Raw genomic sequence first — 26,009 nt, forward strand, 5'->3', positions numbered from 1 at the left:
AACAATGCTAAGTGCCATTATCAAATGGGCGATCGCTCGCCGCTGGCTAGTTATTTTAGGTGCAATTGTTGTCACTTTATGGATATTCCAAACAATTATCCAAATGCCCTTGGATGTCTTTCCTAGCTTTGCGCCGCCCCAAGTCGAAATTCAAACTGAAGCACCAGGGCTTGCACCAGAGGAAGTTGAATCTTTAGTCACTTTACCAATTGAAAGTGCTATCAATGGAACTCCAGGAGTGACAGAGGTACGCTCTTCGAGTGCATCGGGAATATCCGTTGTTAAAATCATTTTTAACTGGGGAACGAATACCTATCAAGCTCGACAGCTAGTTACAGAACGATTGCAACAAGCTCAAAGTAAGCTACCTGAAGGAGTGGAAACGCCGCAAATTTCCCCCACAAGTTCCCCAATCGGGACTGTGTTACAGTACGCCTTCACTTCTCGTAGTACTTCTTTAATGGAACTGCGGCGCATTGTCGATTGGCAAGTGACAAACCGCCTCTTAGCTGTCCCTGGCGTAAGTCAAGTCGTAGCTTATGGAGGGGACGTTCGGCAATATCAAGTCTTGGTCGATCCCGCAAAGCTAAGAGCGTTTAATGTTTCTCTGGAAGACGTGGTGAAAGCAGCCAATGCTGCCAATGTCAATGCTCCCGGTGGTTATTTAATCACTCCTGACAGAGAAAAGTTAATTCGGGGCATTGGGCGGATTGAATCTATCGAGGAATTACAGCAATCAGCGATCGCAGCCCGCAATGGAACACCTGTCAAAATATCAGATGTTGCAGACGTACAAATTGGTGCAGCTATCAAGCGAGGAGATGGTAGTTATAACGGTGAAAAGGCAATTATTGTGATGATTAACAAACAGCCTCAAGCCGATACCCCCACTGTCACTCATGCGATAGAAGCAGCGATGTCAGAGATTAAAGCAGGCTTACCTAAAGATGTTAAAGTGACTGCAACCTTCCGTCAAGAAAACTATATCGATTCTTCGATTGAAAATGTTAGAGAAGCTTTAGTTGAAGGCAGCATTATTGTTGCCCTCATCCTGATCCCATTTTTAATGAATTGGCGCAACCTAGCTGTTTGTTTAACTGCCCTTCCACTGTCTTTACTAGTAGGAGTAATGTTACTTAATTGGATGGGACAGGGTTTGAATACTATGACTTTGGGAGGGTTAGCAGTAGCCATTGGCTCAGCTGTTGATGATGCAATTGTCGATGCCGAAAATGTTTACCGTAACCTGCGAGAGAATAAACATTCCCCCAGACCACGTCCTGTTTTAGATGTTGTCTTTGATGGCTGTCAAGAAGTGCGCGATTCGGTCTTTGGAGCTACTATTATTACCCTGATTGTGTTCTCCCCAATTTTTGCTTTAACGGGCGTTGAAGGTAGCATTTTTATACCGATGGGTCTTGGCTACATAGCAGCAGTTGTAGCTTCCAGTCTCATTGCGCTAACGGTCACTCCAGCTTTATGCGCTATCTTGCTGCCATACGGTCAATTGCCAGAAAGGGAACCTTGGGTAGCAAGATTTTTCAAGCGGCTTTATCATCCTTTATTAGGATTCTCTCTGCGATACTCTGGAATTATCATAGTTATAGCCATTGCTAGTTTAGTAGCAGCTATTGCGATTGTTCCCTCATTGGGGCGGGTGTTTTTACCAGAGTTTCAGGAGCAAACTTTGGTGAATACTATCTCACTTTATCCGGGTACATCTTTGGAGGCTACAAATGCAGCAGGAGAAGCAATTCAGGCGGCACTAAAAAATGACCCTAGATTTCCTTACGTGCAGTTGCGTTCTGGACGTGCCTTAGGAGATGCGGAAGCAGCAGGGGTGAACTTAGGACACGTAGATATTGAGTTAAGTGACGAAGGAATGAAAGACAGGGAGGGAACAATTGAAAAGTTGCGGTCTGAATTTGGTAAATTACCAGGGGTCGCACCGAATATAGGAGGTTTCATCTCTCACCGTATGGATGAGGTGTTGTCTGGAGTTAGGAGTGCTATTGCGATCAAAATTTTCGGATCTGATTTAGAACAACTCCGCACCATTGGGCAACAGGTCAATGAGATTATGGGAAGTGTTGAAGGTCTTGTAGATTTACAACTCGAACCTCAAGTACCCGTCGAACAAATTCAAATTAAATTTGACCGCAATGCAGCTAGTAGATATGGTTTGACAGTGGGACAAATTGCGGAAATCATGGAAACTGCTCTTAATGGGAGGGTGGTTTCCCAAGTTTTGGAAAAGCAACAAACTTTTGACCTAGTTGTCTGGTTAAAACCAGATGCACGTCAAAACCTGGATACTATTCGTAATTTACTCGTCGATACCCCAAACGGGAATAAAATTCCTTTAGCACAAGTTGCCAAAATTGACAATGGCACTGGTCCTAACACTATTAATAGAGAAAATGTTTCCCGTTTGATTGTGGTTTCTGCTAATACTAGCGGTAGAGATGTGCGCTCTATTGTCAGTGAAATTCAAGACAAAGTTAAGCGACAGGTACAGATAAGAGATGGTTACTTTATCCAGTATGCAGGGCAATTTGAGGCAGAAGAACGTGCTACACAAAACATTTTAATATTTAGTGCGATCGCCTTCGTGGTCATTACGGTTATTATGTACCTTTCAGTCAAATCTATTCCCTCTACCGCGACGATTATGATTAACTTGCCTTTGGCTTTGGTAGGGGGTATATTTTCTGTAGCTTTGACTGGAGGTGTGATTTCCATTGCTTCTTTGGTTGGTTTTGTCACCCTGTTTGGAGTGGCTACCCGCAACGGGTTGCTGCTGGTGGATAACTACAACACCAAATTTGCTGAAGGAATGCCTGTTAAAGAAATCTTGGTTAAAGGTACGATGGAACGACTCAACGCCATTTTGATGACGGCTTTTACCTCAGCTTTAGGATTAGCACCGCTAGTCTTTGAAAGTGGTCCTGGAAAGGAAATTTTACAACCTCTTTCTATCGTGGTGTTAGGTGGTTTGTTTACATCTACGGCATTGACACTCGTAGTTTTACCCGCATTGTATGCTAAATTTGGTAGGATTTTATTGCCACGAACTTCGTCAGTTGTAGGTAATGGTAAGGCAGTTGGAGCGGTCTTTGAGCGTTAATTATTAACACCATACATTGTCAAAAAATATCATTAGGCACAAATTGCACTGGAGTCATAGCTTTTACTGATTCCAGTGTATTTTGTTTTGATGAAAGTTACATCCTGGTACAGAAACTAGGAAAACAGAATTTGGTGCGGAGATATTTGCGGATATTCACACTCTAGATTTTTCAATACATCTACCAAAAGATGTATAATTTATTTGTTTACTTTGACAGTTGTATTTTCCTCATTTTACATAATCTTTTCATTTGCTGTTAGATAACTTGATTGAGCCACTCCGCGAGCTCTTCGCTACGCGGATTCTGGCTGAAAGTTGGGGATAGCTTTTTGCCTGCACCTGACCTGATATAGATGTTACCTCTCCTCCACGCCGAGCGCACGAGCCATGATACGGAAGATATCAGTCTGGTCAATTACGCCTACGACGTTAGCCGCTTGTGGTCCCTGGGCTGCAACTCGGATCTGCGCTCCAGTGTGTTCCTGAGAAGTTGGTGTCTCACCGGTTCCATAAGTAACGGTCATTGTCTGGTCTTCATTTGTGATTAATTTGCTAGAAAACCCAGCAGGTGCAGCGTCGTTCTCAACGATTTGGCTGGTGTGAGCATGGTCACCTGTAATTATAATCAGCGTATCGGGGTTCTGCTTGGCATAGTCGAGTGCCACTTGCACCGCACCATCGAAGTTGACGGTTTCGCCGATTTGCTCACAGGGCTGGGATACGTGGTCCCGCTTGTCAATTGAAGCACTCTCAACTTGCAGGAAAAAGCCTTTGTGCCCACTGCCCCTAGCCGAATGCCTTGAGTGCTTAACCTGTTGGTCAAGAAGTTCGATTGCCTTACTCGTCATTTCAGCCAGACTAGGTTCGTTCGATGGTCGCTGGTTCTCTTGACAACGTTGCGGTCCACTAGCGGGTTTGGCAGCTGGTAAACCAGTCCATTCAACGCTCATGTTGCCATTGGTAAATAAACCCAGTAGCTTCTGACCGGGCTGCACTGCGAGTAGACCTACTTTGTCAGTGACGACTTGGTAGCCTTGGGCAATTGCCGACTGGATTACAGTTTGACCCGCATACGAACCGCCGTCGATCGCCTGCTCGTAACGTGCCTTACCTCCGCCCAGAAGAACATCAACCCCGCGATCGACTGACTGCTCAGCAATTGAGCCAGGACCACCAGCCGATTTCTTGTCCTGGGGACACTGTGCCATATCGGCAGGACCTTGACAAACTCGACTGTTCACATGAGACATCGGCGCTGCGGGTGTAGCATCTGTTAGCTCGGCAGTGGTCACGTTCCCAGTGCGGTAGCCTGCTGCTTGCGCTAGCTCAAGAATTGTCGTCAAATCCTCATCAGTGCCAGGTGCAGTTGAGATCCGACCATCCGCCGTTTTATAGCCAGTTGACCAAGCAGTTGCTGTGGAAGCTGACTCAGGGGTATAATCAGGCTTTTTAGGGTTAGTCTCTAACACTGAGTAGGTTGTCATTGCTCCGGTTAGAGGCAGCGTATCAAGAGCCAGCCGACCGCCAGCACCAACTGTGTAGTTGCGAGCAATTGTGATTTCGGAATCGCCCATGCCATCACCAATCAGCAAAATGACGTTTTTGGCGCGACCAGGATTAATAGCCTGTTGAACTGACTGTAAGCGTTCTCTTGCTATGTTTTGAGCGAAAGCTGCTCCTACAGCAAGTATCGCTGCACTGGCAATGGCAGCAGGAATAATAATTTGTCTGTGCTTCAAGGACATGAAAATTTCTTATGAACTTGTTTTATTTGCATTCACACATTAGGAGATGTTGTTCAAGTTAGGGAAAAGATTTGATTAATTTTGGGTTAATAGTAACTCTTTTTTGGTAAAAAATTATTTAGAAGTTTCTGCAAGTCAGTCCAGCCCTTCTGGTACATTCTTAGGAATTGCCAAAAGGTTAGCGATATTTTTAGCATCCGCTCTAGCAGATTTGATAACTTATATTGTTACTTCTGTGCAACTGGCTTTAGCATTTCCCACTCCCACAAGCTACCGTGTACACACATCTTGGTTTGCGAATCAAATGAACGTAAAAGGAAGGAAATTTATTTTTTAAATCCTTGATTTTTTGTTAAATGATTATCAATAGGCTAAAACTATTGACAATCAACTTGATAATCTCAAAACCTGGTCTACTAAGGCTTACATCTTATTAAACCAGGTTTTTGGAACTAAGACTGAGCCAGGTACACCGACTGTTGCAAATGCGTTCTCTATACCTGAAGGTAAAACAAACTCTAAGTGACGCGATGGTGTGTCTCCCAAATTAGCAAATGTATGAACATCTTCTTCATTGGGGTTTTTATTAACAAATGTTCCAGGAGTTGCTGTAAAAGTTTCATCATTGAGTTGATAAGAGATTTCTCCTTCCAAGATGTAGGCAAACTCTTTTTCCGAACCATGGATGTGGGGAAAAGGACCGCCCTGTGGAACAGTATAGAAATCGAAGAGTGAGTATTGCCCGTTGGTATCGTCACTAGTTGCGACAAAACTAGCTCGGTCCCCGATTAGCCAGTATCCAGGTCGATTTTTATCTGGTAGTACCACTGGCTCTTCAGGATTTCCTATCAATGTGGTTTCTGGAATGACTGAATTCTGTTCACCATTGTTGTACTGGTCTTGCATTGGGATTTCAACTTGTGACACTGTAATTCTCCTTAAATAAGAGACGAAATTAAACTGAGCATCAGATGTAGTAAGTGTTTGTACTTGCTTGTTGAAAAGGTGCAGTTCCTTATCACAGTTTAAGTGATAATACGTATTAATTCTATTTTTATGCTACTGCCATAAAGTAGCAGAGGATCGGCTCGCAGCATCTTTGACAGCATCCTGCAAGCTGAATTAGATCGCGCTCGGCAAACTCCGGCACAACTTCTACAACAGACTCTTGCAAGGCTTGTATGTTAACCGCAAGGAGTTGATTGTAGTAGCCTTTGCGAATGATGTAAACAATTTGTCAATTTCCACCAATCGCAATACAGCGATTGCAGATATATTAAGGGTATTGCGAGTGCATTGTCGATCAAAGCTGCAAATTCCTCATTTGCACAGACTCACATACGGCTTTTTCAACCCGAAGAACCTACTCAACAGAGGGAATCAAATTTTAAATTTATATTTGTCAATCTCCGTCGCATCACCTACCAAACCCATCACCACTTTGTGGTAACCCACAGATTTTTCAGGTGTGATACTCCAACTACGAATTTCTTGAATAACTCGCTCGATTTCTTCTGACAAACTGCCAGATTTCATGATTATCATCATGAAGTAAAATCCTCCTAAATTATTACGGTAAATGGTCTTTTTGATTGACTTGTCGTCAATTTATTTCAGTTCGACATCTCCAAACTTTTCTTTTTAAGCTTACTTTACAAAAAATGTGATTGCCAACAAACAATCTTTAGAAAACTAACAATTCTTTTGCTAGTGTTTATTCTGAAACATAACTACTTATAATCATTGGCTAACAAGAATATTTGAAAGGTATTTTTGTAGCGTTTTTTACTTGCATTTCAGAGAATTCCTATAGGGTTGTGAGTATGCACTGCAACGTGTCCTTTGCTGACAGCGCCTAAAGAATTATAAAAAACTATGTTTGAGCCGAATTAGAGATTGGTCAATTGTATTAGTATCATAAATAACCAAAAAATCCGCAATTCATGCCAATTACCTGCTTTGAAAGGGTTTTGAGCCATGGCAGCTATATAAAAAAGGCAACAGAACTAATTTTCTTATATAATACTTGAATAGTTCTACAACTGAATAACTATTCAATTTAAGTTAAGATTGAGATTGAAAATCATTGAGTTATCCTATGGATAAGCACAAAGGAAAGCAAGACTTCGACCTATTCACTAGTTCTGATGCACCAACCTGTGACACTCACATAGTGCATCTAGATAATGTACGTTCAAATCAGACGGAAATCCTACCAACTCCCAAGGCACAGCAGATGGCAGAAGTATTTGGGATGTTGGCTGATACAAACCGTCTACGCCTTATATCCGCTCTTTTTAGCCAAGAATTATGTGTCTGTGATTTAGCGGCATTAACAAAAATGACAGAATCAGCTGTTTCTCATCAACTGCGATTATTGAAAGCTATGCGTTTAGTCAGTTATCGTAGAGAAGGTCGGAAAGTCTATTATAGATTGGCTGACAGTCACGTCATCAACCTGTATCGCTCTATTACAGAACATTTGGATGAGTCAAATGGTTAGATGCTGAATTGTTTAGCTATGAAGGCGACAGCACCATTGACTGCCGTTGCTGCTAAGGAGAGTGCCAACCCCAATCCCAGTTGAGTGAGCGGTTCTGGATGAAACAAGCGTTCCCAGGCTTCAAAGCCGATGCTAATGGCTGCCACCAAAATCAACGTGCCTTCTGCACCACTGGAGAAGTACCCAGCTTTGGAATGCCCAAACGTGTGTTCGGCATCGGCTGGTTTGGCAGCATAGGTTAAAGCTCACACTGCCACCAGTGCTGCCACTAAATTCACACAAGATTCAATGGCATGGGAAAGCAGTCCCACTGACCCTGTTAGCAGGTAAGCCCAAACTTCAGAGCAATAGTGACAACTGCTGCTGCAATTGACAGAAAAGCGTAAGAGCGGGCTGTTCGACTACGGATCGCAGTTACTCAATAGTGATTTGGAACTAACAGTAACAAATTTTGCTTAAACCGTCATCAGTCCTCAGGTTACTACATCAAAATGATACTTTCATTAACGAAATGCTTTGGCATTGACAATTATTCTACTGATTTAAAGTGCGAAAAATGCATTTACTGCAAATAGAAGTTAAACAAAGTACAGGAAAATTACGGTTACTCATGTACGTTTTGGGACTGCGGAGTAGCATCTTCTTGATAGAACTAGGAGTTGGTATATGGAGCAATAGCCTATCACTAATAGCAGGTTCAGGGCATTTATTTTCAGATTTATTGAGTATAGGATTGACAATGTTAGTAACCTGGTTTGTACAAGGTCATTTCATAGGTGAGGCGACTTCTGAATACCAGCGCGTAGAAATCTGGGTGGCGTTGCTGAATGGCTTGAGCTTGATGGCGATCGCACTTCTAATTGTCTGGGAAGTTATTGGCCACTTACAATCCCCAGAGCCAGTAAAAGGTTCAGCGATGCTAATTGTAGCAGTACTGAGCATAGTAATTAACGGCTTCAATATTCATTTATTGCATGAAGAGAGTCACCATGACCTGAATGTGCGCGGAGTTTTCCTACATAGTGCTGCTGATGCTGCTAGTTCTTTTGGCGTGTTGCTTTCTGCTATTGCTGTATATTTTTGGCATTGGCTGTGGGCAGATGCAGTAGCTAGTTTACTTGTCGTCACCCTTCTGAGCTTTAGTGCTATTTCTCTAATTCGAGATAGTTTGCAAACTTTAAGCAATCAACATACTTGATATTACCAAAGTGAATATGCTTCCGTGAAGTTTGACAGCTTGTCTTTTGACGCAGGCAGTTGTTTCATGCCAAAGTGACAAACAAAAACTTATGCCTCACCTATCAAGTATCAATAAAACTGTAAGTTGCACACTGTTTCTTGCCTTATTTGTCACTCCTGCTGCTGCCCACAACATTCAGGTATCGGGAAATGTGGCTGGCACTTGGCACATTGAGCCTAACCATAGCCCGAAAGCTCTTGAGCCTGCTAGAGCTTGGGTTGCACTTACCCGTAAGGGAGGAAAAATCCTGCCGCTAGAGGAAGCTAATTGTCAAATGGCTGTTTACTCACAACCTCGTAAAGAGAGTGATTCACCAGTGCTACAACCTACTGTTAAAGCTATTGCTGCTGAAAAGTATCAAGGGATTCCCGGAGCCGATATTGTCTTTCCTAATACCGGAATTTATCAATTGGAGTTAAGCTGCACGCCCAAAACTGAAGGCAATTTCCAGCCGTTTAAGATGAAGTATGATGTTACGGTTGCAGCGGGTGTGGCTGCACCACCGTCCAAGGCTGAAACACCCACACAGAGAACCATAGCTAGCGCGACTAGGCAAGAGTGGAATATCCCTGCGATCGCCGCTTCAGTAGTTTTAGGATTGGGAATCTTAACAATAGTGGTATGGCGTACTGTAAAGCGTTGAATTTTAAAGTGCGCTACATTTACATCCAGAAGGCAGAAGGGATTAGTTTTGGTGATTTGAGTTTTAGAGTTCGTTAATATCCGCAAAGCGCTATTGCTATTTGAGGAAATATCAGTTATCACTGATATGTTAGTGAAGATGGACAGCCAAGCAATTTAACTTGGCTGTCGATACCAGCATCATAGTCCAGAACGTTTTTCTGGAATTGGTGTGAAAACATTGATGCCGTACCTTGTGTGGTCACAGAGGTTTCTAAGTAGATGAACAAAAAATTTGTCCTTGCCTTACTTTCCAGCCCTGCACTGTTTGCGTCTATGCTGTCTATGGTGATGATGACCCAACCGGCTAGTGCAACTCAAACGGGAACTTCTATGGGAACCCGTCTTTCCTGTGTACGTGACCCCCACTCAGCAACCCATCGCTTTGTATGTATGCAGCTTAGCAAAACTGCTGCGACTGCACCTAAAACAGCGGTGAAAGTAGCGCAGAACTTCCAACCAAATCAAGTCACCAATGTGGAATTCACCGAGGAAGAGAGTAATACTGCAATAGCGTTATTTGGCTGCGATTGCGTAGTGTGCATAAATGCTGTGCGTCAAATGCGAGGTCAGACTCTCATACCAGTCTAGTGGACTAGCAAGGAAAAGAAACATAAAAGAGCTAGTGAGTAAATTCTCTGGCTCTTTTATTCCCTCTGTCATATCAGCATTTAATGATATGATAATTTAATTGAAATATGACCTAACAAACAACTGACAACTTAAGCTAATGCTTATTAATGCTCAATCTCAAGCTATCAGCTTGAAAGCGAAGCTCTTTCGCGGTTTTTCTGACCCTTCGCGGCTAGCCATTCTCGATGTACTGCGAGATGGTCCATTGACTGTAACTGAAATTGCAACGGTGACTGGTCTTAGTCAGTCGAATGCCTCCAACCACCTAGGGTGTTTGCGAGATTGTGGGCTAGTCATTAGTAAGCAGGAAGGTCGTTACGTGCGCTATCAACTTAGCGATTTACGGGTCGCCACAGTTCTGCATCTGAGCGATCGAATCCTAGCGGATGTGGCAAAAGGGGTTTACGAATGCACTCGCTATAACTGTCAGGAGGAAGAATAGTTATGTCTAACCAGCAAACTCTTGAGGTAGTTGTTAACGGCATGGACTGTGCCGATTGTGCGCGACACGTCCAGCAAGCTATCGGAAAACTGCCCGGTGTCAAGTCAGTCGATGCCTTGTGGTCTTCTAAGAAAGCCGTTGTCCGATTTGATTCAACTCAGGTAGATGAAGCTGCGATTCACAAAGCTGTGGAAACTGCGGGTTATTCCATCCTTACACCCACTGTAGAGATGCGATCTGAGTTGAAACAGCAAACTCTTGAGGTTGCTGTCAATGGTATGGACTGTGCTGACTGTGCCCGACACGTTCAGCAAGCTATTGGAAAACTGCCTGGTGTTGAGTCGGTTGATGTCTTCTTGTCTTCCAAGAAAGCTGTTGTCCGACTTGACCCAACTCAAGTGGACATAACAGACATCCGCTCCGCTGTGATAGATGCTGGGTATTCGCTGGCGACGGAAACTGTAGACAAGCCAAAACAGCAACCTCTCGGTGATTTCACTAGAACCATTCTGGTCTTGTTTGGCGTTGTCTTTGGTGCAGTGCTATTCATCACGGTGGTAGGCGAACGGCTGGGACTATTTGAAGCTTTGACCAAATACGTCCCGTGGCCCATTGGCTTAGCCATCGTTTTGATTGGGGGCTATCCGATATTCCGCAACGTCATCCGAACTACCTTAAAAGGGAGAATCACCTCTCACACGCTCATGACCCTTGGCGTTATAGCTGCATTGGCAGTGGCAGAATGGGCTACTGCTGCTGTCGTTGTGTTTTTCATGTACATCGGTGAGTATGCCGAGAAGTTCACGGCTGAACGTGCCCGTCGAGCAGTCAAAGACTTGACGGCGATGGCTCCTCAAATGGCACGGGTCGAACGAAACGGTGTAGAGCAGGTTTTACCGGTGAGTGAGGTTCGAGTTGGCGAGACAGTGATTGTGCGACCTGGTGACAAGATTCCTGTTGATGGTGAGGTGATTAGCGGTCAAGCCACAGTAGACCAAGCGGCTATTACAGGCGAGTCCATACCCGTTGAGGTTGGTTCTGGTGCCAATGTGTTTGCAGCTACTCTAGCAAGTTTGGGCAGTCTGCGTATTCGTGCTACTCATGTGGGTGCAGACACGACTTTTGGGCGTGTAATTAAGCTAGTGCAGGAAGCTGAAATGCATCGGTCTTCTGTGCAGCGCATAGCTGACAAGTTCTCGGCTTACTTCCTGCCCATCGTGATAGGCATTGCTACGCTCACCTTCGTAGTTCGTCGCGATCCGCTAGCAACAGCAGCTGTATTGGTTGTGGCGTGTTCGTGTTCCTTGGCGCTTGCGACTCCCATTGCAATGCTAGCTTCCATCGGCGCGGGTGCCAAACGCGGTCTGCTGATTAAGGGGGGTAAATATCTGGAGGTTCTTGACCGTGCGGACGTGTTGTTGATTGACAAGACGGGGACACTCACCTTGGGGCGTCCGCAAATTACTGATGTGATACCGTTGAGAAACATTTCTGAGTCTGAGTTACTACAAGTTGCTGCTTCTGCTGAACGTTACTCAGAGCATCCGCTAGCTTTGGCAGTGCGTAATGCTGCCCAACAAAGCCAACTCACTCTGCATGAGCCTATTAATTTTGTCGCCGTTCCTGGCATGGGTGTGCGAGCACAAGTAAATAGTCATGCTGTGACTGTCGGTAATCGACGGATGCTGCATTCCTCAGTCTCTTTCCCGATTGTTGACGAACTGGAAGCGCAAGGAAAAACGCTACTGTTTGTAACGATAGATGACAAACTAACTGGCATTCTCGCTGCTGCTGATACATTGCGAGCAGAAGTTCCTGGTGCGATCGCTGCTGTAAATCAATTAGGTGTGCGGCATATTGAACTACTAACCGGTGATAATGAGCGAACTGCCGCTGCTGTCGCTGAACGCTTAGGAGTGAGTTATCGCGCCAACCTCTTGCCAGAAGATAAGATTGCCATTGTGAAATCTTATCAAGCCAAAGGTCATACTGTCGTTATGGTGGGAGATGGCGTCAACGATGCTCCAGCACTGGCGCAAGCTGACGTCGGCATCGCTATGGGGGCAGCTGGAACCGATGTGGCGATTGAAGCTGCACACGTAGCGCTGCTGCGCGAAGATTGGACGCTCATACCTGAACTCTTTAAGGTTGCCTACCGTACTATGTATGTAGTGAAGGGAAACATTGCCTTCACCGCGTTGTACAACCTTGTCGGGTTGTTACTGGCTGCGCTAGGCTTTTTGCCACCCATCGTTGCAGCTGCTGCACAATCCTTGCCCGACTTGGGTATTCTCGCCAACTCATCTCGCTTGCTCAGAATCCGCTCTCATCACTGAAAAGATTACTTGCAATAGTAGAGAACCTTTGCGCTTACAGCTGTCTTGTTTGGCTACAGCGACTTCACGCCAAAAGTAGTAGAGTTTAACAAGAAAGAATTCAGGAGTCAGTCGCCAGAATTCAGTAAGAATTCTGTGCGACTGGTGGATGAATAAACGGGTTTAAGTCCCCCACCAAAATTGTAAATTTGGTGGTCAACGATTGGTTGCGGGTCGGAATCCCCAACCAAATCGATTCTGAATTCTGAATTCTGACTTCTTCTTGAATGCATACTCGCGTACTCTGCCCCACTTTACTAACTGTTGGTTGGAAGAGCCTAAGTTTTCAGGTCAATTGGCGAAAGGCTTATGAGGCAACAGTTTGAGAAAAAGGCGTTGCTTTTGGGGTACAGAAGTCAAAAATGCGCTGACCGACTTGACTCTCTACCTGGCTAGAGATTTTAGTATAGCTTTAGTTTGTCAAGAACTAATGAATCGACAGAACAAACATGGAGAGTAAAAAAAGAATATGAGTACACCTACAAAGATAGTATTTACCGGAGTCTTAGCTAGTTTCGCATTGCTAACATTTGCAGCGAGTCCTACCTTAGCACAGAACCGAGCATTCGTTAATGCGCGATCGCCTTAACTTGTCACCAATGACTGTTAGCAGACATTTGGATAAATCCAAGAATTTTATATTAACATATCATTATTTGCTGATATTATGCTAAATTAGCAGCTAAGGGGTGATGCTATGACTGAACGAGATGAGCGTGAAGAACTCCAGGCGCAGTCAATTGAAGACCACGACGATGACGATTTGGATGAGGTCGAAGGCTTTTCTGGACCGTGGTACACCTTTCCACCGATTCGCAATGCGCTAATTGCAGGGGCACTTTTGGTGACTGGCTGGCTCGTGAGTCAGTTCAATGTTCCGATCTATGTTCCCAATAGCATCTTTGGGCTTGCTATTTTGATTGGTGCTTATTACTGGGCGCGGGAAGGTTGGGAAGAATTCATTGAGGAGCGCGAAGTTGGTATTGAAGCGCTGATGGCTTTTGCCACACTAGGGGCGGTCATCTTAGAGCAATGGTTTGAAGCAGCATTCCTAGTGTTTCTTTATGCTGGAGCGGAGTCGATCGAAGAATACACCTTTGCCCGGACTCGCACCGCCATTCGCGCTCTTCTAGACTTAGTACCAGAAACCGCCGCTCTTTTGACGGACACGGGAGAAGTGCGGATTCCTGCGAAGGAACTCAAGATTGACAACGTGTTTCTGGTACGTCCCGGTGAACGCATTCCGACTGATGGTGAGATTGTCGAGGGAGCCAGCAGCATTGATGAGGCGGCGGTGACGGGTGAGTCGGTTCCAGTTGAGAAAGCAGTTGGTGACAAAGTTTTTGCTGGAACGATTAATACAACCGGAGTCCTCAAAGTTCGGGCGACGACAAGCTTTGCCTCCAACTCCCTACAAAAAATCATTCAAACGGTTGAAGAAGCCCAGGGTGTCAAATCAAGTGCTCAACGCTGGATTGACCGCTTTGGACGCCGCTATAGCCCCAGCGTCCTAGTTGTTGCACTTCTGTTGGTAGTTATTCCTTTCCTCATTAAAGCCAACTTCACTACCTGGGCAGTTCGTGCGGTAGTCCTGCTCGTTGCGGCTGCTCCCTGTGCATTAGTGATTTCTACTCCTGTTGCAATCTCTGCGGCGATTGGACGATCCGGTCGGGAAGGCGTGTTGATCAAAGGAGGCATTCATCTGGAGAACCTGGCAAAGGTTCGAGTTGTGGCGTTTGACAAGACAGGGACACTCACTCGTGGCAAACCCGTTGTCACCAATGTCCTTTCGACCACGAATGAAACTGCCTCACTGATGCGTAGTGCCGCCAGCATTGAGCATCTGAGTGAACATCCGCTTGCCAAAGCCATTGTCGAGAAAGCGCAGGCAGAAGGCGTTACCATTACAGATGTGCAGAACTTTCAGTCACTCACGGGCGCAGGCGCGAAAGCCGACATTGAAGGGCAGACGATTTATGTGGGCAGTCCTGGGCTATTTCGGCAACTGGGTGTTCCCTTAGAAAGGTTGGAACCCGAAATTGAGCGTTTGCAAGCAGAGGGAAAGACAGTTGTTCTGACTGGAACAAAAGACCGCATTCAGGGCTTATTTGCCATTCGTGACGAACCCCGTCCAGAAGCTAAACGTGCGATTCAACAACTGCATAAGATGCAGGTCAAGGTGGCAATGCTGACGGGAGATAATGCCCGCACAGCTAAAGCGATCGCGGCTGAATTAGGCATTGACGAAGTTCGAGCTGACCTCAAACCCGAGGACAAGGTGAAAGCCATTCAAGAACTAGAACAGCAGTATGGTCCGGTTGCGATGACAGGAGACGGCATTAATGACGCTCCGGCACTGGCAACCGCAACCGTTGGTTTAGCGATGGGGACAGCCGGGACAGATGCAGCGATTGAAGCTGCCGATATTGCGCTCATGGGAGATGACCCCAGTCGGGTTGCTTATGCTTTGAAACTTGCCAAAGCTAGCCAACAGATTAGCTTTCAAAACATTGTGTTTTCAATTTTGGTGTTGGCGGTTTTGATTCCCGGTGCGCTGCTTGGTCTATTGGGAATTACGGCTGCTGTGTTTGCTCACGAGGCGAGTGAACTTTTAGCGATCGCCAATGGCTTACGGATTACCCGTAAAAGATTGGCATAGAGACCACAGAACTTGCAGGAACTGTCAGACGTTGTGTGCAGCTTTACCAGAGATTATAAAACCTTGGAGCCTGCAAGCCTTTGCCAACACAAAATTAGTACTCACAATCAAACCCTTAGATATCCATGCCTCTAATCGCTGCCACATTCACCCTAACCCTTTTCATAACCTGGGTTGCACGTCTTTGGATTGAGCGTCACTTAAGCTTCGGTGTCCCAATCTCTTTAATTGGAAACCTTCTTCAACTGACACGGGAAGAAAATACAGGAGTCGCATTCGGTTTCTTAAAAGGCTCCCCAATTGTTCCCTGGCTCAGTCTGTTAGCCCTTATCGTCCTCCTCTACTTCAGACAGATTTTAGGAAATTATCCTACAAGTAAGATTGCACTTGGACTGAGTGTCGGTGGCGGACTTGCAAATTTACTTGACCGCGTAGGAGATGGAAGTGTAACTGACTACATTGATTTTGGAATTGGAGCTTGGCGCTATCCCACTTTTAACCTACCTGACATTGCAATTTCGATTGGGCTTGGACTCGTTTTATGGAGGGCTTTGAAAGGTTCAAAACCAAAACGCTGTATCTCTCGAAACATCCGAAGGTAACTGGTATGCAATCAGGAGCACTCCCATGACTCAAGATATATTCGATCTCGCTGGACCTCAAGAAAACTCTATTGTCGGCAGCTTAATTGATTTAAGAAACGATCTATTAGGATTCTTAACCCGGTGTGCCCGTGAATATGCCGACATTGTGCCAATGCGTCTGGGCTTAACACCTGCTTGCTTCATCACCAATCCCGACTACATTGAGCAGGTGCTGAGAGACCGAGAGAAATTCATCAAGAGCCGGGGATTTCGGATTTTGAAAACCCTGCTAGGTGAAGAGCTGCTCACAGATGAAGGCAACTCTTGGCTGTGGCAGCGGCGTTTAGCTCAACCTGTGTTCCATCAATCTCGCATTCAAGGCTATGGCAAGGTGATGGTGAACTACGCCGAGCGCATTGCCCCCTTGGGGACTACATTGTGCCCGCCGGAACGGTCGTCATGATCAGCCAGTGGGTGATGCACCGCAGTCCCAAGTACTTCGAGAATCCAGAAACCTTTCACCCGGAACGCTGGGCGGAGGGGAGGATTTGGAGAAAAACCTGCCCAGAGGCGTGTACATTCCCTTTGGCGATGATCCGCTTATCTGTATCGGTAAAGGGTTTGCATTGATGGAAGCAGTTTTGTTGCTGGCGACGATCGCCCAACGGTTCCAACTGGATGTGATACCAAGCTGCCCCATTATCCCCCAGGCATCCATCACACTCCGTCCAGAGTGCGGCATCAAAGTGCGACTGCGATCGCTGAATCTTCAACCTCAAGCCTAAAATCTTCCGTTTCATTTGCATCTGCCAGCAAGTAAGCTATGAAAGTACAGAAATATGTTGGACGAAACAATTTTCCAAATTATCTTTAATTGGATGGAAACTCGTTATGAACGACAAAGCCGTCGATGCGACTCCGCTCCAGAAGCGTCGCGTTCTGTTTCAGGTTTTGGGACTGAATCTGCTACTGTCACTTTCGCTGGCTGTAACCGGCGTACTCAGGATTTAATACAATTTCTGCTTGCTTGTTGCCGCTCTCCGAAAAGAGCGGCGTAATGCTCGATCTCCAAGAGGCAGACGTTAGATATTTAGTCGAAGTTTACGCTGTACTACCGAAGTTACGCCTAAGATGCTAAAGACTAGTAGACCCAAAGTAAAAGAGGGTTCAGGAACGGCAGTTGGTTTGGAAACGGTGGTAAAACTACTTACCCGGATTGGTCCATCTTGATCGGCTGGTGGGGGCGGTGCTGGTGGAATGATCCCACTACCAGGGGTTAGATCGGGCTGGGTTTTGAATTGAGTGAAAAACACGGTCTCGTTCGGTATTATGCCACCACTAAACGTAATGACGCTATCTGTGACGGTAATGTCTGTAAAGATATCCACCAGACCAGGGACATTAGAGAAACCTATCTTCCCATCGCCATCTACATCTCCCCATTGCACCGACTCATTATCAAACGGTGGAGTAGAATCCGGATTACTATAAAATAGCGTTTCTAATTTATAGATGAAGCTTCCGAAATTCTGCCCGGTGGCGTTTAGCAAGTTGTTACTTATATTTGGGATACCAAATTCTACAATTACACCGGGTTGAAATTCTGGTCCAAGCGTTCTCGTTTCTATTAAGTCTTCATTCGGCGTCGTCACGATGGGTTCTACCAAGATAGTGGCACTCGCTGGTGTCAAAGACAAAAGACTAATTCCTGCTGCTCCTAGAACAGAAAATGCTACTTTGGTCGCTATTTTAGTCATGCTTAGTTCTCTGCTGTCTTTATGTTTACTTTATGAACCAACTCTAAAACGTTTGAAACAATAATGTTTTAGGTTTCATTTAGTAGATGGAACCATAAAACTTTGAGAATTAAACTAAAACACAATAAACAATAAACCCCTAAAAAAAGTTTGCAATAACAGTTTATGAGATGTAAAAAGCGTTTACAATGCTCTATCTTTTGCTAAACTTATTATTTTTTTATATTTCGTTTGTGCTGAACGTAATTACTTAAGATAAGTTGATATAAAAATTGGCATAAAATATTAATATGATTGTTGCTTTTGCAACTCACTAACCTGTTGTTTGACTAAGAGATTATTTATGAAATAAAGCGATTATGCAAGCGTTCTCAATGCGCGTTCAGTGTCGCAGCATGAGTCACGACATTGCAGCATAAACTATTGCTTCGCGCTCATTCTAGAACACCGATTCAGTAATAAAAATCAGGGAGAAAGGGCAGTAAAAAAACGAAAACAAGAGGAAGTCAATGAGAGCAAGTATATTCAGTAACTTTTGTTTATTAACACCTACTAAGCGATTAGTGTCCGGGAAGTGGAGAATTCTGAAAGTTACGAGATCCTTTGTAGCCAGATAAATCCGCAAGCTCCTGCAAGGTTTTCTCGCCTTGGTAGAACTTGCCGTTAATTTCCCAAGTGGGAAAGCCTTGAATATTGGCAGCTTGGCAAAGGTCTGGACGACCGTTTTTGCCTTTAGGATCGCACTCAACGTAATTCAATTGACTAACCGCTTCTTTACCAAAGAGTTGCTTTTGGTTTTGACAGTGGGGACACCAGAAGGCTCCATACATTTTGGCTCCCACCAGCTTCAGATGCTGCACTAGAGCGATTTCAGCTGCACCAGAGATAGTCGTAATCGGATAACCCGCTTCTACTGAACCAGATTGAGTCGTGGCGGTGGGGTTATTGACGTTGGCATAGACACCTACAGTACCAACTAGGGTGATTATTCCTACCACAATCGTAGTGAAAAATAGTTGTCCAATGTCCTCCCAATTGCGACCTATTAGTGTTAGGACAAATAAGCTGAGTGAGAAAACAGCAGAAGCGATGCAGTAGACACAAAGCGATTTGATTTCAAAAGCCATCAAATACATCAAATAGCCGCTGAAAATCATCATTGCCGTCGCACCTACCAACAGCAGCAGCCAAGTCCAGTTCTCCAGCTTTGAGCGCAATTTGTTCTTAGTCTCAGGCTGAGTCAACCAAGGAGCCACTGCCATTACACTCATATTGGTGTAAGCTAAAAAACCAAATAGTGCCAGAGGCAAACCAAAAACTGTGGCATATGGACTGGAAAGTACGCGATCGCAATCACTAACGGGACAGGCTGCCGATCCTCCCGCTAGCTTAACTACAGTTAAATAGGCGGTGATCGCAGCACCCAAGCTGGCGATTGCTGCGATCGCAAACCGAGACCAACGGTAAATCCAGGGAATTGGACGTTTGCGTTTCATAAAAAAACTTGCAATCTAAATGTAAATAAACAAAATTGTTCCACGTAAAGCCCCTACTCGACTTTGCCAACACTATTAGTAATAGACCAGAAAGTTACGCTATCCAATAGGTCGAATTATCTGATAAATTCAAGAGCCAATTCCTAACAACTTTCCTTCAAAAGGTTGACCTTTCAACATTCTATTCCAGTAGATATAGGGGAAGCCATATTTTTTTAGCAGCCACATACTGTACCTCTCTTTAGTTGGATCGATCGGAAATGTGGGATAAAGCTTGTTGTCATAACCAAATTCGGCAAGTACTACCTTGCCGTATCCTGTAGTTATTGGACAGCAAGTATAGCCGTTGTATTTTTGGTCGAGGTTTTTTGAGTTCATTAAAGTCAGTAAGTTATTAACAACAACTGGCGCTTGTTTTCTCACAGCAGCCGCTGTTTTTGATGTCGGAAGACTCGCCGCGTCACCCAAGCTAAAAACGTTGGGGTAAACATTGTGCTGTAGTGTGTGTTTGTTTACATTAACCCAGCCTTGACCAGCTCCATCAAGTACAGCTAATTTGCTCTGTTTTATAAAGTCAGGTGCGCTCATAGGTGGCGTAACATGGAGTAAGTCGTATTGGATAGCTACTTCTTCGACACCCGAATCCGTTGATACATCAAAAATCGCTGTTTTAGTATCAGCTTTGATTTCTTTGAGATTGTGTTTGTATCTCACGTCTATCTGTTTACGCTCTACTACAGAAAGCAATGTTTCCGCGAATTCTTTTACACTGAAAATTACCTTCATAGCTGTGCAAAACATGACTTTTGACTGATGACGAACCCCTTGTTTCCTAAAGGCATCATCAGCCAAATACATAATCTTCAGTGGCGCTCCTCCACATTTAACCGGAGTATTAGGGTAAGTGAATATAGCATTACCGCCTTTGAAGTTCTTGATGACTTCCCAGGTGTAAGGGGCGTATTGATAAGCATAATTACTGCAAACGCCATCTTGCCCAATTGTTTCTTTTAGCCCTTTAATTAAATGCCAATCAATTTGAAGACCTGGAGCTAAAACCAGATATTCATAACAAATACGTTTTCCCTCCCTAGTAATTACTATATTGTTGTCCGGGTCTAAGTGAGCTACAGAGTCTTTGAGCCAAGTAGCACCATCAGGGATATAGTTTTTTTCATCCCTAACTGTATCCTCAACTTTGTAAACACCGCCGCCAACTAGTGTCCAAGCTGGTTGGTAGTAGTGCTTGTCTCTTGGTTCAATAATGGCAACATCAAGCTGCTTATTTTTTTTCAGCAGTTGTGCGGCGACTGTGATGCCTGCGGCTCCACCCCCGACGACTACAACTTGGTGCTGCACGCTCACTGTATCACTTGGAATGGCTGATTCGCAATCTACTGTCTTAACTAGCACAGACATGATACTTTTGTCTCCCTCACAAGCTATAAACGAAATATTGAGCTAAAGGTTTAACGAGGGGAAGCTAAGTTACCGCAATGCTTGTTAGCAGGAACGGCTTCCATCATTTTTTTGGGTTCCGGTAGATCCAAGTTGGTCATAAGCTCAATGAAGCTAGCGCGATCGTGTAGACGCAGAGCGGCTTTCCTAGGTAGCGTCTTTGAAGGAGATTCGCGTCCAGCAAATCGCGAATTCCATCGCTTCTCTTCCCCAATTGTAGATAGTATGACCTCGATAATCGTGACTGGGATATACAAGAGTTTCGTCTGGTAATGTAAACAGCCGTTGTGTCACCGAGTCATACAGAATTCCCGCATCACCGTCTTGAAAATCTGTCCGTCCACAGCCTCGGATAAACATCCTCAAAAGAGTTTGACCTTGAGATGAGCAGTTTGAGACATGGCATTTATTCACGCTTATTTCTGTGCTAATATCCTATCATATCAGCCATGCCTGATATGTCAAAAGCTAAAAATAAATATCGAGCTTTGTAACTGACTTTCAGTGGCTATGTGATGTATCTGTTAGCTTTTGAGATTAAGGTAGTCTGTGTTTACTGCGTTGCTTTGGTTTTGTTCTCAGCTAGTCGTTTATTCTGGTGCTTGTCGGTCGGGATTGGCAGGACATCGGACAACTGTTTTTTATTGGGCTTGTAGTGGGAATGATTATGCTGGTAGGCACCCAGGGTGTTAATGCCAGCGTCAAAAACCTTGAGATTGCTAACAGCTCGGTTTCTGGAGAAGCTTGCTTGCCAATTACACCACTTCAGGGATGGCACAGAGACTTTGACTGAAGTCGCTCACGCAGGGTCAACTACTATTACTGAGTATCCAATGACTATCGAACAGAGCAGTGTGGCAAAAATTTTATCTTAGGAGTTAAATCATGCGGATTGCTAAAGACGTAACAGAACTGATCGGAAGAACTCCTTTAGTGCATCTCAACAGGATTCCTCAAGCAGAGGGATGTGTTGCAAGAATTGTTGTGAAGCTGGAAGGAATGAACCCTGCTGCTTCGGTGAAAGATCGCATTGGGGTAAGTATGGTACTCTCAGCAGAGGCGGCGGGGTTGATTGAGCCACAGAAAACAGTTTTAGTGGAGCCTACCTCAGGTAATACGGGGATTGCACTAGCAATGGTAGCGGCGGCTCGTGGTTACCGTTTGATTTTAACCATGCCTGAGACGATGAGTTTGGAACGACGCTCCATGCTTCGAGCTTATGGTGCTTCTTTAGAGTTGACACCAGGGGTTGAGGGAATGCGGGGGGCAATTCGCAAAGCCGAAGAAATTGTGGCAACCACCTCCAATGCTTATATGCTGCAACAGTTTTGCAACCCAGCCAACCCAAAAATTCACAGAGAAACTACCGCAGAGGAAATTTGGGCAGATACCGATGGGGAAGTAGATATCCTCGTTGCTGGAGTGGGTACTGGTGGTACGATTACTGGAGTTGCTGAAGTAATTAAAGGACGCAAGCCCAGTTTCAAGGCGATCGCAGTTGAACCCAGCAACAGTCCCGTCCTTGCTGGCGGCAAACCAGGAGCGCATAAAATTCAAGGAATTGGTGCTGGATTTATCCCAGAAATTCTCCGTACAGATTTGATTGATGAAGTTATTACAGTCAGCGACGATGAGGCAATGGCTTTTGGGCGGCGTCTGGCACAAGAAGAAGGATTGTTGTCCGGTATATCCTCTGGTGCTGCTTTGTATGCGGCAATTCAGGTAGGTAAACGACCAGAAAATGCAGGTTGTTTAATCGTCATGATCCAGCCTTCTTTTGGGGAACGTTACCTGAGTACCGCTATGTTTCAAGAATTGGCAATTTAGGGATTTGATTGAAGGTACAGAAAAATACCACTCTGGTTGTAGAACTTCAGTAGTATTAGCATAATAGCTTCCATACAGCATCCCCAAGGTGATAATCAAACTAGACATAAGCTACGACTATTCTCTATTACATCCTTGGGGCGTTCCTTATACGAGCGCGTAAAGCCTCAAGGTTTGCTACTAGGATTAGCCGTGCAGTGGCGTAGGCGTTCGCCAAAGGTTGTCCTAGTTCTGGACTCCGCAGCATTAAGGGTCAACTTTGACCCTAGCCACTGCCTGGTTTCCAAGTCACCCTAAAATTGACATACCTGCTGCTACATCTGCCATCTTTAGCCACCTTCCTTATTGTTATAGCGACTGCATTCATTTACACCTTTAGCCACATCAGCCAGTATATCATCTGCCAGGTCAAGAAGCTGGGCTATTCGTTCATCACTGAGTTGATAGTACACAAAACGCCCCTGCTGTTGACGGACAACCAAATCGCAACAACGCAAACAGCTAAGATGGTTAGAAACATTAGACTGGCTCAGTCCTGTTGCTTCTACGATCTCGTTGACAGTTAATGCCCCAGAACGCAAGGCATTGAGGATAGACATCCGCGAGTGATCGGAAAACCCTCGGAACAGTTTGACCTTTAAATCAGTTGTTTTAGTTTTAGTGATTTGAGTTTTAGAGAGCATTAGTATCCACAAGGCGCTATTATTGGAAAATATTAGTTATCACTGATATGTTGGTCAGGACAGAGAGCCGTGTAACTTTACTCGGCAGTCTCTAACTGCATGATAGTCCAAGACTTGGTCTGGAATTAAGAGCAATCAAGTATTAGTAGGTTCCTTCGATGAACGAGACTCCCTCCCTCAAAACCCTACAGGCGCTAGTTGGCGGTATGGACTGCGGCAGCTGCGCCAAAACCATCGAAGCCAGATTGAAGCCGCTACCCGGAGTAAGCGAAGCCGAAGTCAACTTTGCAACAGGGCGCTTGAATGTATCTTACGACCCGAAACTTTTAAGTGAAAAGGCAATCACTGAGCGTGTCACTACTTTAGGTTACACCGTCGAACAAGCCCCATCTCACAATTTTAAAAACCTACAAGTACAAATTGGTGGTATGGACTGCGGCGGCTGTGCCAAAACCATCTCAGCCAGCTTAAAGCAGTTACCAGGAGTCACTGAGGCCGAAGTAAACTTTACAACGGGGCGTTTGAATGTATACTACGACCCAAAACTTTTGAGTGAAACGGCAATCACTGAGCGTGTTACCGCATTAGGTTACAGCGTTGATATGGCTCAACAGAGTCAAACCAAAACCCTACAGGCACTCGTTGGGGGTATGGATTGTCCTAGTTGCGCCAAGACAATTCAGGCGAATCTTTTACGGATACCCGGCATTGTCGATGCATCCATCAAGTTTACCAGTGGCAAGCTCACTGTTTCCTATGACCCAGGACAAGTTGAAGAAAAGTTTATAAAAGCGCGCATACAAGAGTTGGGATATACCGTTGAACTTGTTGAAGAAGCTTCTACTGTTACAGTTGATTCGTCTGTAAAGGAAAAAATTCAGAAACAAGATTTAATCGGTTGGCGGTTTTGGATATCTAGTCGTCAAGGACAAAGCATTATCTTCTCTGGCTTAGGGTTGTTGTTGGGGGTCATCACTCAGCAGTTACAGCTATCTGTTTGGATAACAAGGGCTTTTTATGGCATAGGCATGGTGGTAGCCGGATTTCCTATAGCACGAGCGGGTTGGTTTGCTCTGTTGTTGCGCCAAGCTGATATGAATCTGTTAATGACCATTTCAGCAATTGGGGCAGTAATTTTAGGGGACTGGTTTGAAGGGGCGCTAGTCGTTTTTCTGTTTGCACTAGGCACAACGCTACAGAGTTTCACTTTTGGTCGTACCCGCAATGCCATTCGTAAATTAATGAATTTGACCCCACCCACTGCCACTGTCAAAAGAGGCAACCAAGAGCTATCTGTTCGAGTGGAGGAAATTCAGGTTGGTGAGGTGTTGACCATTCGACCTGGGCAGCGCGTGGCATTGGATGGAATCGTCCTGTCTGGTAATTCAGCAATTGACCAATCGCCCATCACTGGAGAATCTATTCCAGAGGACAAAGCCCCAGGAGAGCGTGTCTTTGCCGGAACCCTAAATCAAACAGGTTTTCTAGAGGTCGAAGTCACTCATCTCTCAAGCGACACCACCGTTGCACGCATTATTCACTTGGTTGAAACAGCGCAAGGAAGCCGCGCACCCACGCAGCAATGGGTGGACCGCTTTGCTGCTATCTATACGCCTGTTGTACTCCTGGTAGCCGTTGGCATTGCTCTCATTCCTCCATTGGTTTTCGCTCAAGAGTTCAACGTTTGGATTTATCGGGCGCTGGTGATGCTGGTCATCGCTTGCCCTTGTGCCTTGGTTATTTCCACTCCGGTTTCCATTGTCAGCGCTATTGGCGCTGCAACCCGTCAAGGAATTCTGTTCAAAGGGGGCAATGCTTTAGAGACAGCGGGGCGCATGAATACCCTCGCCTTTGATAAAACGGGAACCCTCACTCAAGGAAAGCCAGTAGTTCAAGAGGTTTATGACTTGGACAACATAGTGGCAAAACACTTACTGATGATTGCTGCCAGCCTAGAGCAGCAGTCCGAACATCCCTTAGCGCAAGCGATTGTGACAGAAGCACTGGTTCAAGGGTTAGAGTTACAGTCTCCTCAAAACTTTAATGCTCTACCAGGAACAGGAATTTGGGGGCAATTGGAGGAACAAATATACTTCGTTGGCAACCGCCGTCTGTTTACGGAGCTTGAGATTCCACTGTCAAAGAAAGCAGAAGCGTTGTTGGCTGCTATTGAGGCTCAAGGACAAACCCCTGTTCTTGTAGGAACTCGGTCAGGAGTGCTAGGAGCGATCGCCTTAGCAGACGGATTACGGCTAGAAGTGAGTGAAGCGGTGCGACTCCTTAAGCAGGTTGGACTCAAACGGCTCGTGATGTTAACGGGCGATCGCTCAACAGTTGCCCAGCAAATTGCCCAACAAGTTGGACTCACAGAGTATCTCGCCCAACTGCTACCAGAAGATAAGCTTCAAGAAATTTATCGGCTTCGTCGTTCTGGCGTAGTTGGCATGGTTGGTGATGGCATCAACGACGCGCCAGCCTTAGCTGTTGCGGATGTCAGCTTTGCTGTGGGTGGAATCGATATTGCCCTGGAAACAGCAGATGTGGTGCTAGTAGGCAGTGACCTGAGAAAACTTGCTTATGCAGTAGATTTGAGCCGCCGTACCGTGTCCGTGATTCAGCAGAATGTTGTCCTCTCCCTCGTCACCAAGGGACTGTTTTTACTACTAGGTACTTTTGGTGTTGTAGGGTTAGCAGTTGCTGTTTTGGCAGATATGGGAACGTCCTTGCTTGTAACCGCAAATGGGATGCGACTGTTTAGAGTCAAGAGTAATTAATTTTAGTAAACGTGTTTCTGTT

At 45.2% G+C, this 26,009-nt stretch carries 23 protein-coding genes and 2 pseudogenes; 16 read left to right on the forward strand and 9 right to left on the reverse strand.

Annotated features, from left to right (window positions below):
* The first annotated feature begins 4 nt into the window (after positions 1–4).
* Positions 5–3,127: an efflux RND transporter permease subunit gene (locus WA1_RS49735; protein ID WP_017741012.1), complete on the forward strand. Its 3,123-nt coding sequence runs from the start codon at positions 5–7 to the stop codon at positions 3,125–3,127.
* A 359-nt stretch (positions 3,128–3,486) separates the two neighbouring features.
* Here WA1_RS49735 and WA1_RS49740 read toward each other — a convergent pair whose 3' ends face one another.
* The 3 genes from WA1_RS49740 to WA1_RS57920 form a co-directional block, all read right to left on the reverse strand.
* Complete coding sequence (locus WA1_RS49740) at positions 3,487–4,875, reverse strand: alkaline phosphatase (RefSeq protein ID WP_017741013.1); 1,389 nt, start codon at positions 4,873–4,875, stop codon at positions 3,487–3,489.
* A gap of 423 nt (positions 4,876–5,298) precedes the next feature.
* A complete protein-coding gene (locus WA1_RS49750) occupies positions 5,299–5,802 on the reverse strand; it encodes a cupin domain-containing protein (RefSeq protein ID WP_017741015.1) in 504 nt (167 codons plus the stop codon).
* A 453-nt stretch (positions 5,803–6,255) separates the two neighbouring features.
* Positions 6,256–6,423 (reverse strand): hypothetical protein, encoded by a 168-nt coding sequence (locus WA1_RS57920; protein WP_158516802.1) that lies wholly within the window; start codon positions 6,421–6,423, stop codon positions 6,256–6,258.
* A gap of 550 nt (positions 6,424–6,973) precedes the next feature.
* Between WA1_RS57920 and WA1_RS49755 the strand changes: the two genes are divergently transcribed.
* On the forward strand, positions 6,974–7,378 hold the full coding sequence (locus tag WA1_RS49755) for an ArsR/SmtB family transcription factor (RefSeq protein ID WP_017741017.1): 405 nt from the start codon (positions 6,974–6,976) through the stop codon (positions 7,376–7,378).
* Here the strand turns inward: WA1_RS49755 and WA1_RS61165 are convergent.
* Positions 7,375–7,563, reverse strand: a pseudogene (locus WA1_RS61165) (hypothetical protein); the annotation flags it as partial. The gene WA1_RS49755 and the pseudogene WA1_RS61165 sit on opposite strands and share 4 nt — an antisense overlap.
* Positions 7,564–7,934: 371 nt before the next feature.
* Here WA1_RS61165 and WA1_RS49765 point away from each other — a divergent pair.
* From WA1_RS49765 to WA1_RS57925, 11 genes are all read left to right on the forward strand, one after another.
* A complete protein-coding gene (locus tag WA1_RS49765; RefSeq protein WP_017741019.1) occupies positions 7,935–8,576 on the forward strand; it encodes a cation diffusion facilitator family transporter in 642 nt (213 codons plus the stop codon).
* A gap of 91 nt (positions 8,577–8,667) precedes the next feature.
* Positions 8,668–9,261 carry a hypothetical protein gene (locus WA1_RS49770; RefSeq protein ID WP_017741020.1) on the forward strand — a complete coding sequence of 198 codons (594 nt, stop codon included), beginning with the start codon at positions 8,668–8,670 and terminating at the stop codon, positions 9,259–9,261.
* A gap of 260 nt (positions 9,262–9,521) precedes the next feature.
* Positions 9,522–9,890, forward strand: a complete 369-nt coding sequence (locus tag WA1_RS49775) for a hypothetical protein (protein WP_017741021.1) — start codon at positions 9,522–9,524, stop codon at positions 9,888–9,890.
* A gap of 139 nt (positions 9,891–10,029) precedes the next feature.
* Positions 10,030–10,374 (forward strand): ArsR/SmtB family transcription factor, encoded by a 345-nt coding sequence (locus tag WA1_RS49780; RefSeq protein WP_017741022.1) that lies wholly within the window; start codon positions 10,030–10,032, stop codon positions 10,372–10,374.
* A 2-nt stretch (positions 10,375–10,376) separates the two neighbouring features.
* Positions 10,377–12,710, forward strand: a complete 2,334-nt coding sequence (locus WA1_RS49785; RefSeq protein WP_017741023.1) for a heavy metal translocating P-type ATPase — start codon at positions 10,377–10,379, stop codon at positions 12,708–12,710.
* A gap of 736 nt (positions 12,711–13,446) precedes the next feature.
* On the forward strand, positions 13,447–15,408 hold the full coding sequence (locus WA1_RS49790; protein WP_017741024.1) for a heavy metal translocating P-type ATPase: 1,962 nt from the start codon (positions 13,447–13,449) through the stop codon (positions 15,406–15,408).
* A 125-nt stretch (positions 15,409–15,533) separates the two neighbouring features.
* Positions 15,534–16,010, forward strand: coding sequence for a signal peptidase II (gene lspA / locus WA1_RS49795; protein WP_017741025.1), 477 nt, complete (start codon positions 15,534–15,536; stop codon positions 16,008–16,010).
* 25 nt (positions 16,011–16,035) lie between these two features.
* Entirely contained in the window at positions 16,036–16,455 is a 420-nt protein-coding gene (locus tag WA1_RS61490; RefSeq protein WP_017741026.1) for a cytochrome P450, read from the forward strand.
* 14 nt (positions 16,456–16,469) lie between these two features.
* On the forward strand, positions 16,470–16,622 hold the full coding sequence (locus WA1_RS61495) for a cytochrome P450 (protein ID WP_336389859.1): 153 nt from the start codon (positions 16,470–16,472) through the stop codon (positions 16,620–16,622).
* Positions 16,565–16,777 carry a cytochrome P450 gene (locus tag WA1_RS61500; protein ID WP_336389858.1) on the forward strand — a complete coding sequence of 71 codons (213 nt, stop codon included), beginning with the start codon at positions 16,565–16,567 and terminating at the stop codon, positions 16,775–16,777. Before WA1_RS61495 ends, WA1_RS61500 begins: the two co-directional genes overlap by 58 nt.
* Positions 16,778–16,831: 54 nt before the next feature.
* Complete coding sequence (locus WA1_RS57925) at positions 16,832–17,050, forward strand: hypothetical protein (protein ID WP_017741028.1); 219 nt, start codon at positions 16,832–16,834, stop codon at positions 17,048–17,050.
* 24 nt (positions 17,051–17,074) lie between these two features.
* Here WA1_RS57925 and WA1_RS49815 read toward each other — a convergent pair whose 3' ends face one another.
* From WA1_RS49815 to WA1_RS54360, 4 genes and pseudogenes are all read right to left on the reverse strand, one after another.
* Entirely contained in the window at positions 17,075–17,749 is a 675-nt protein-coding gene (locus tag WA1_RS49815) for a hypothetical protein (RefSeq protein WP_017741029.1), read from the reverse strand.
* A gap of 560 nt (positions 17,750–18,309) precedes the next feature.
* Positions 18,310–19,245 carry a vitamin K epoxide reductase family protein gene (locus WA1_RS49820; protein ID WP_017741030.1) on the reverse strand — a complete coding sequence of 312 codons (936 nt, stop codon included), beginning with the start codon at positions 19,243–19,245 and terminating at the stop codon, positions 18,310–18,312.
* Positions 19,246–19,374: 129 nt separating this feature from the next.
* A complete protein-coding gene (locus WA1_RS49825; protein ID WP_017741031.1) occupies positions 19,375–20,664 on the reverse strand; it encodes an NAD(P)/FAD-dependent oxidoreductase in 1,290 nt (429 codons plus the stop codon).
* A gap of 50 nt (positions 20,665–20,714) precedes the next feature.
* A pseudogene (locus WA1_RS54360) lies at positions 20,715–21,063 on the reverse strand (MBL fold metallo-hydrolase); the annotation flags it as partial.
* Positions 21,064–21,301: 238 nt separating this feature from the next.
* Here WA1_RS54360 and WA1_RS57930 point away from each other — a divergent pair.
* Positions 21,302–21,496: a hypothetical protein gene (locus WA1_RS57930; RefSeq protein ID WP_017741032.1), complete on the forward strand. Its 195-nt coding sequence runs from the start codon at positions 21,302–21,304 to the stop codon at positions 21,494–21,496.
* Between the two features lie 92 nt (positions 21,497–21,588).
* Positions 21,589–22,530, forward strand: a complete 942-nt coding sequence (cysK, locus tag WA1_RS49835) for a cysteine synthase A (RefSeq protein WP_017741033.1) — start codon at positions 21,589–21,591, stop codon at positions 22,528–22,530.
* Positions 22,531–22,859: 329 nt separating this feature from the next.
* Here the strand turns inward: cysK and WA1_RS49840 are convergent, their stop codons facing one another.
* Positions 22,860–23,213 (reverse strand): ArsR/SmtB family transcription factor, encoded by a 354-nt coding sequence (locus tag WA1_RS49840; RefSeq protein WP_017741034.1) that lies wholly within the window; start codon positions 23,211–23,213, stop codon positions 22,860–22,862.
* A 158-nt stretch (positions 23,214–23,371) separates the two neighbouring features.
* Between WA1_RS49840 and WA1_RS49845 the strand changes: the two genes are divergently transcribed.
* On the forward strand, positions 23,372–25,987 hold the full coding sequence (locus WA1_RS49845; RefSeq protein ID WP_017741035.1) for a heavy metal translocating P-type ATPase: 2,616 nt from the start codon (positions 23,372–23,374) through the stop codon (positions 25,985–25,987).
* The last annotated feature ends 22 nt before the right edge of the window (positions 25,988–26,009 follow it).

Origin of the sequence: Scytonema hofmannii PCC 7110, assembly GCF_000346485.2 — a bacterium.
In the GTDB taxonomy this organism is placed as follows: domain Bacteria; phylum Cyanobacteriota; class Cyanobacteriia; order Cyanobacteriales; family Nostocaceae; genus Scytonema; species Scytonema hofmannii.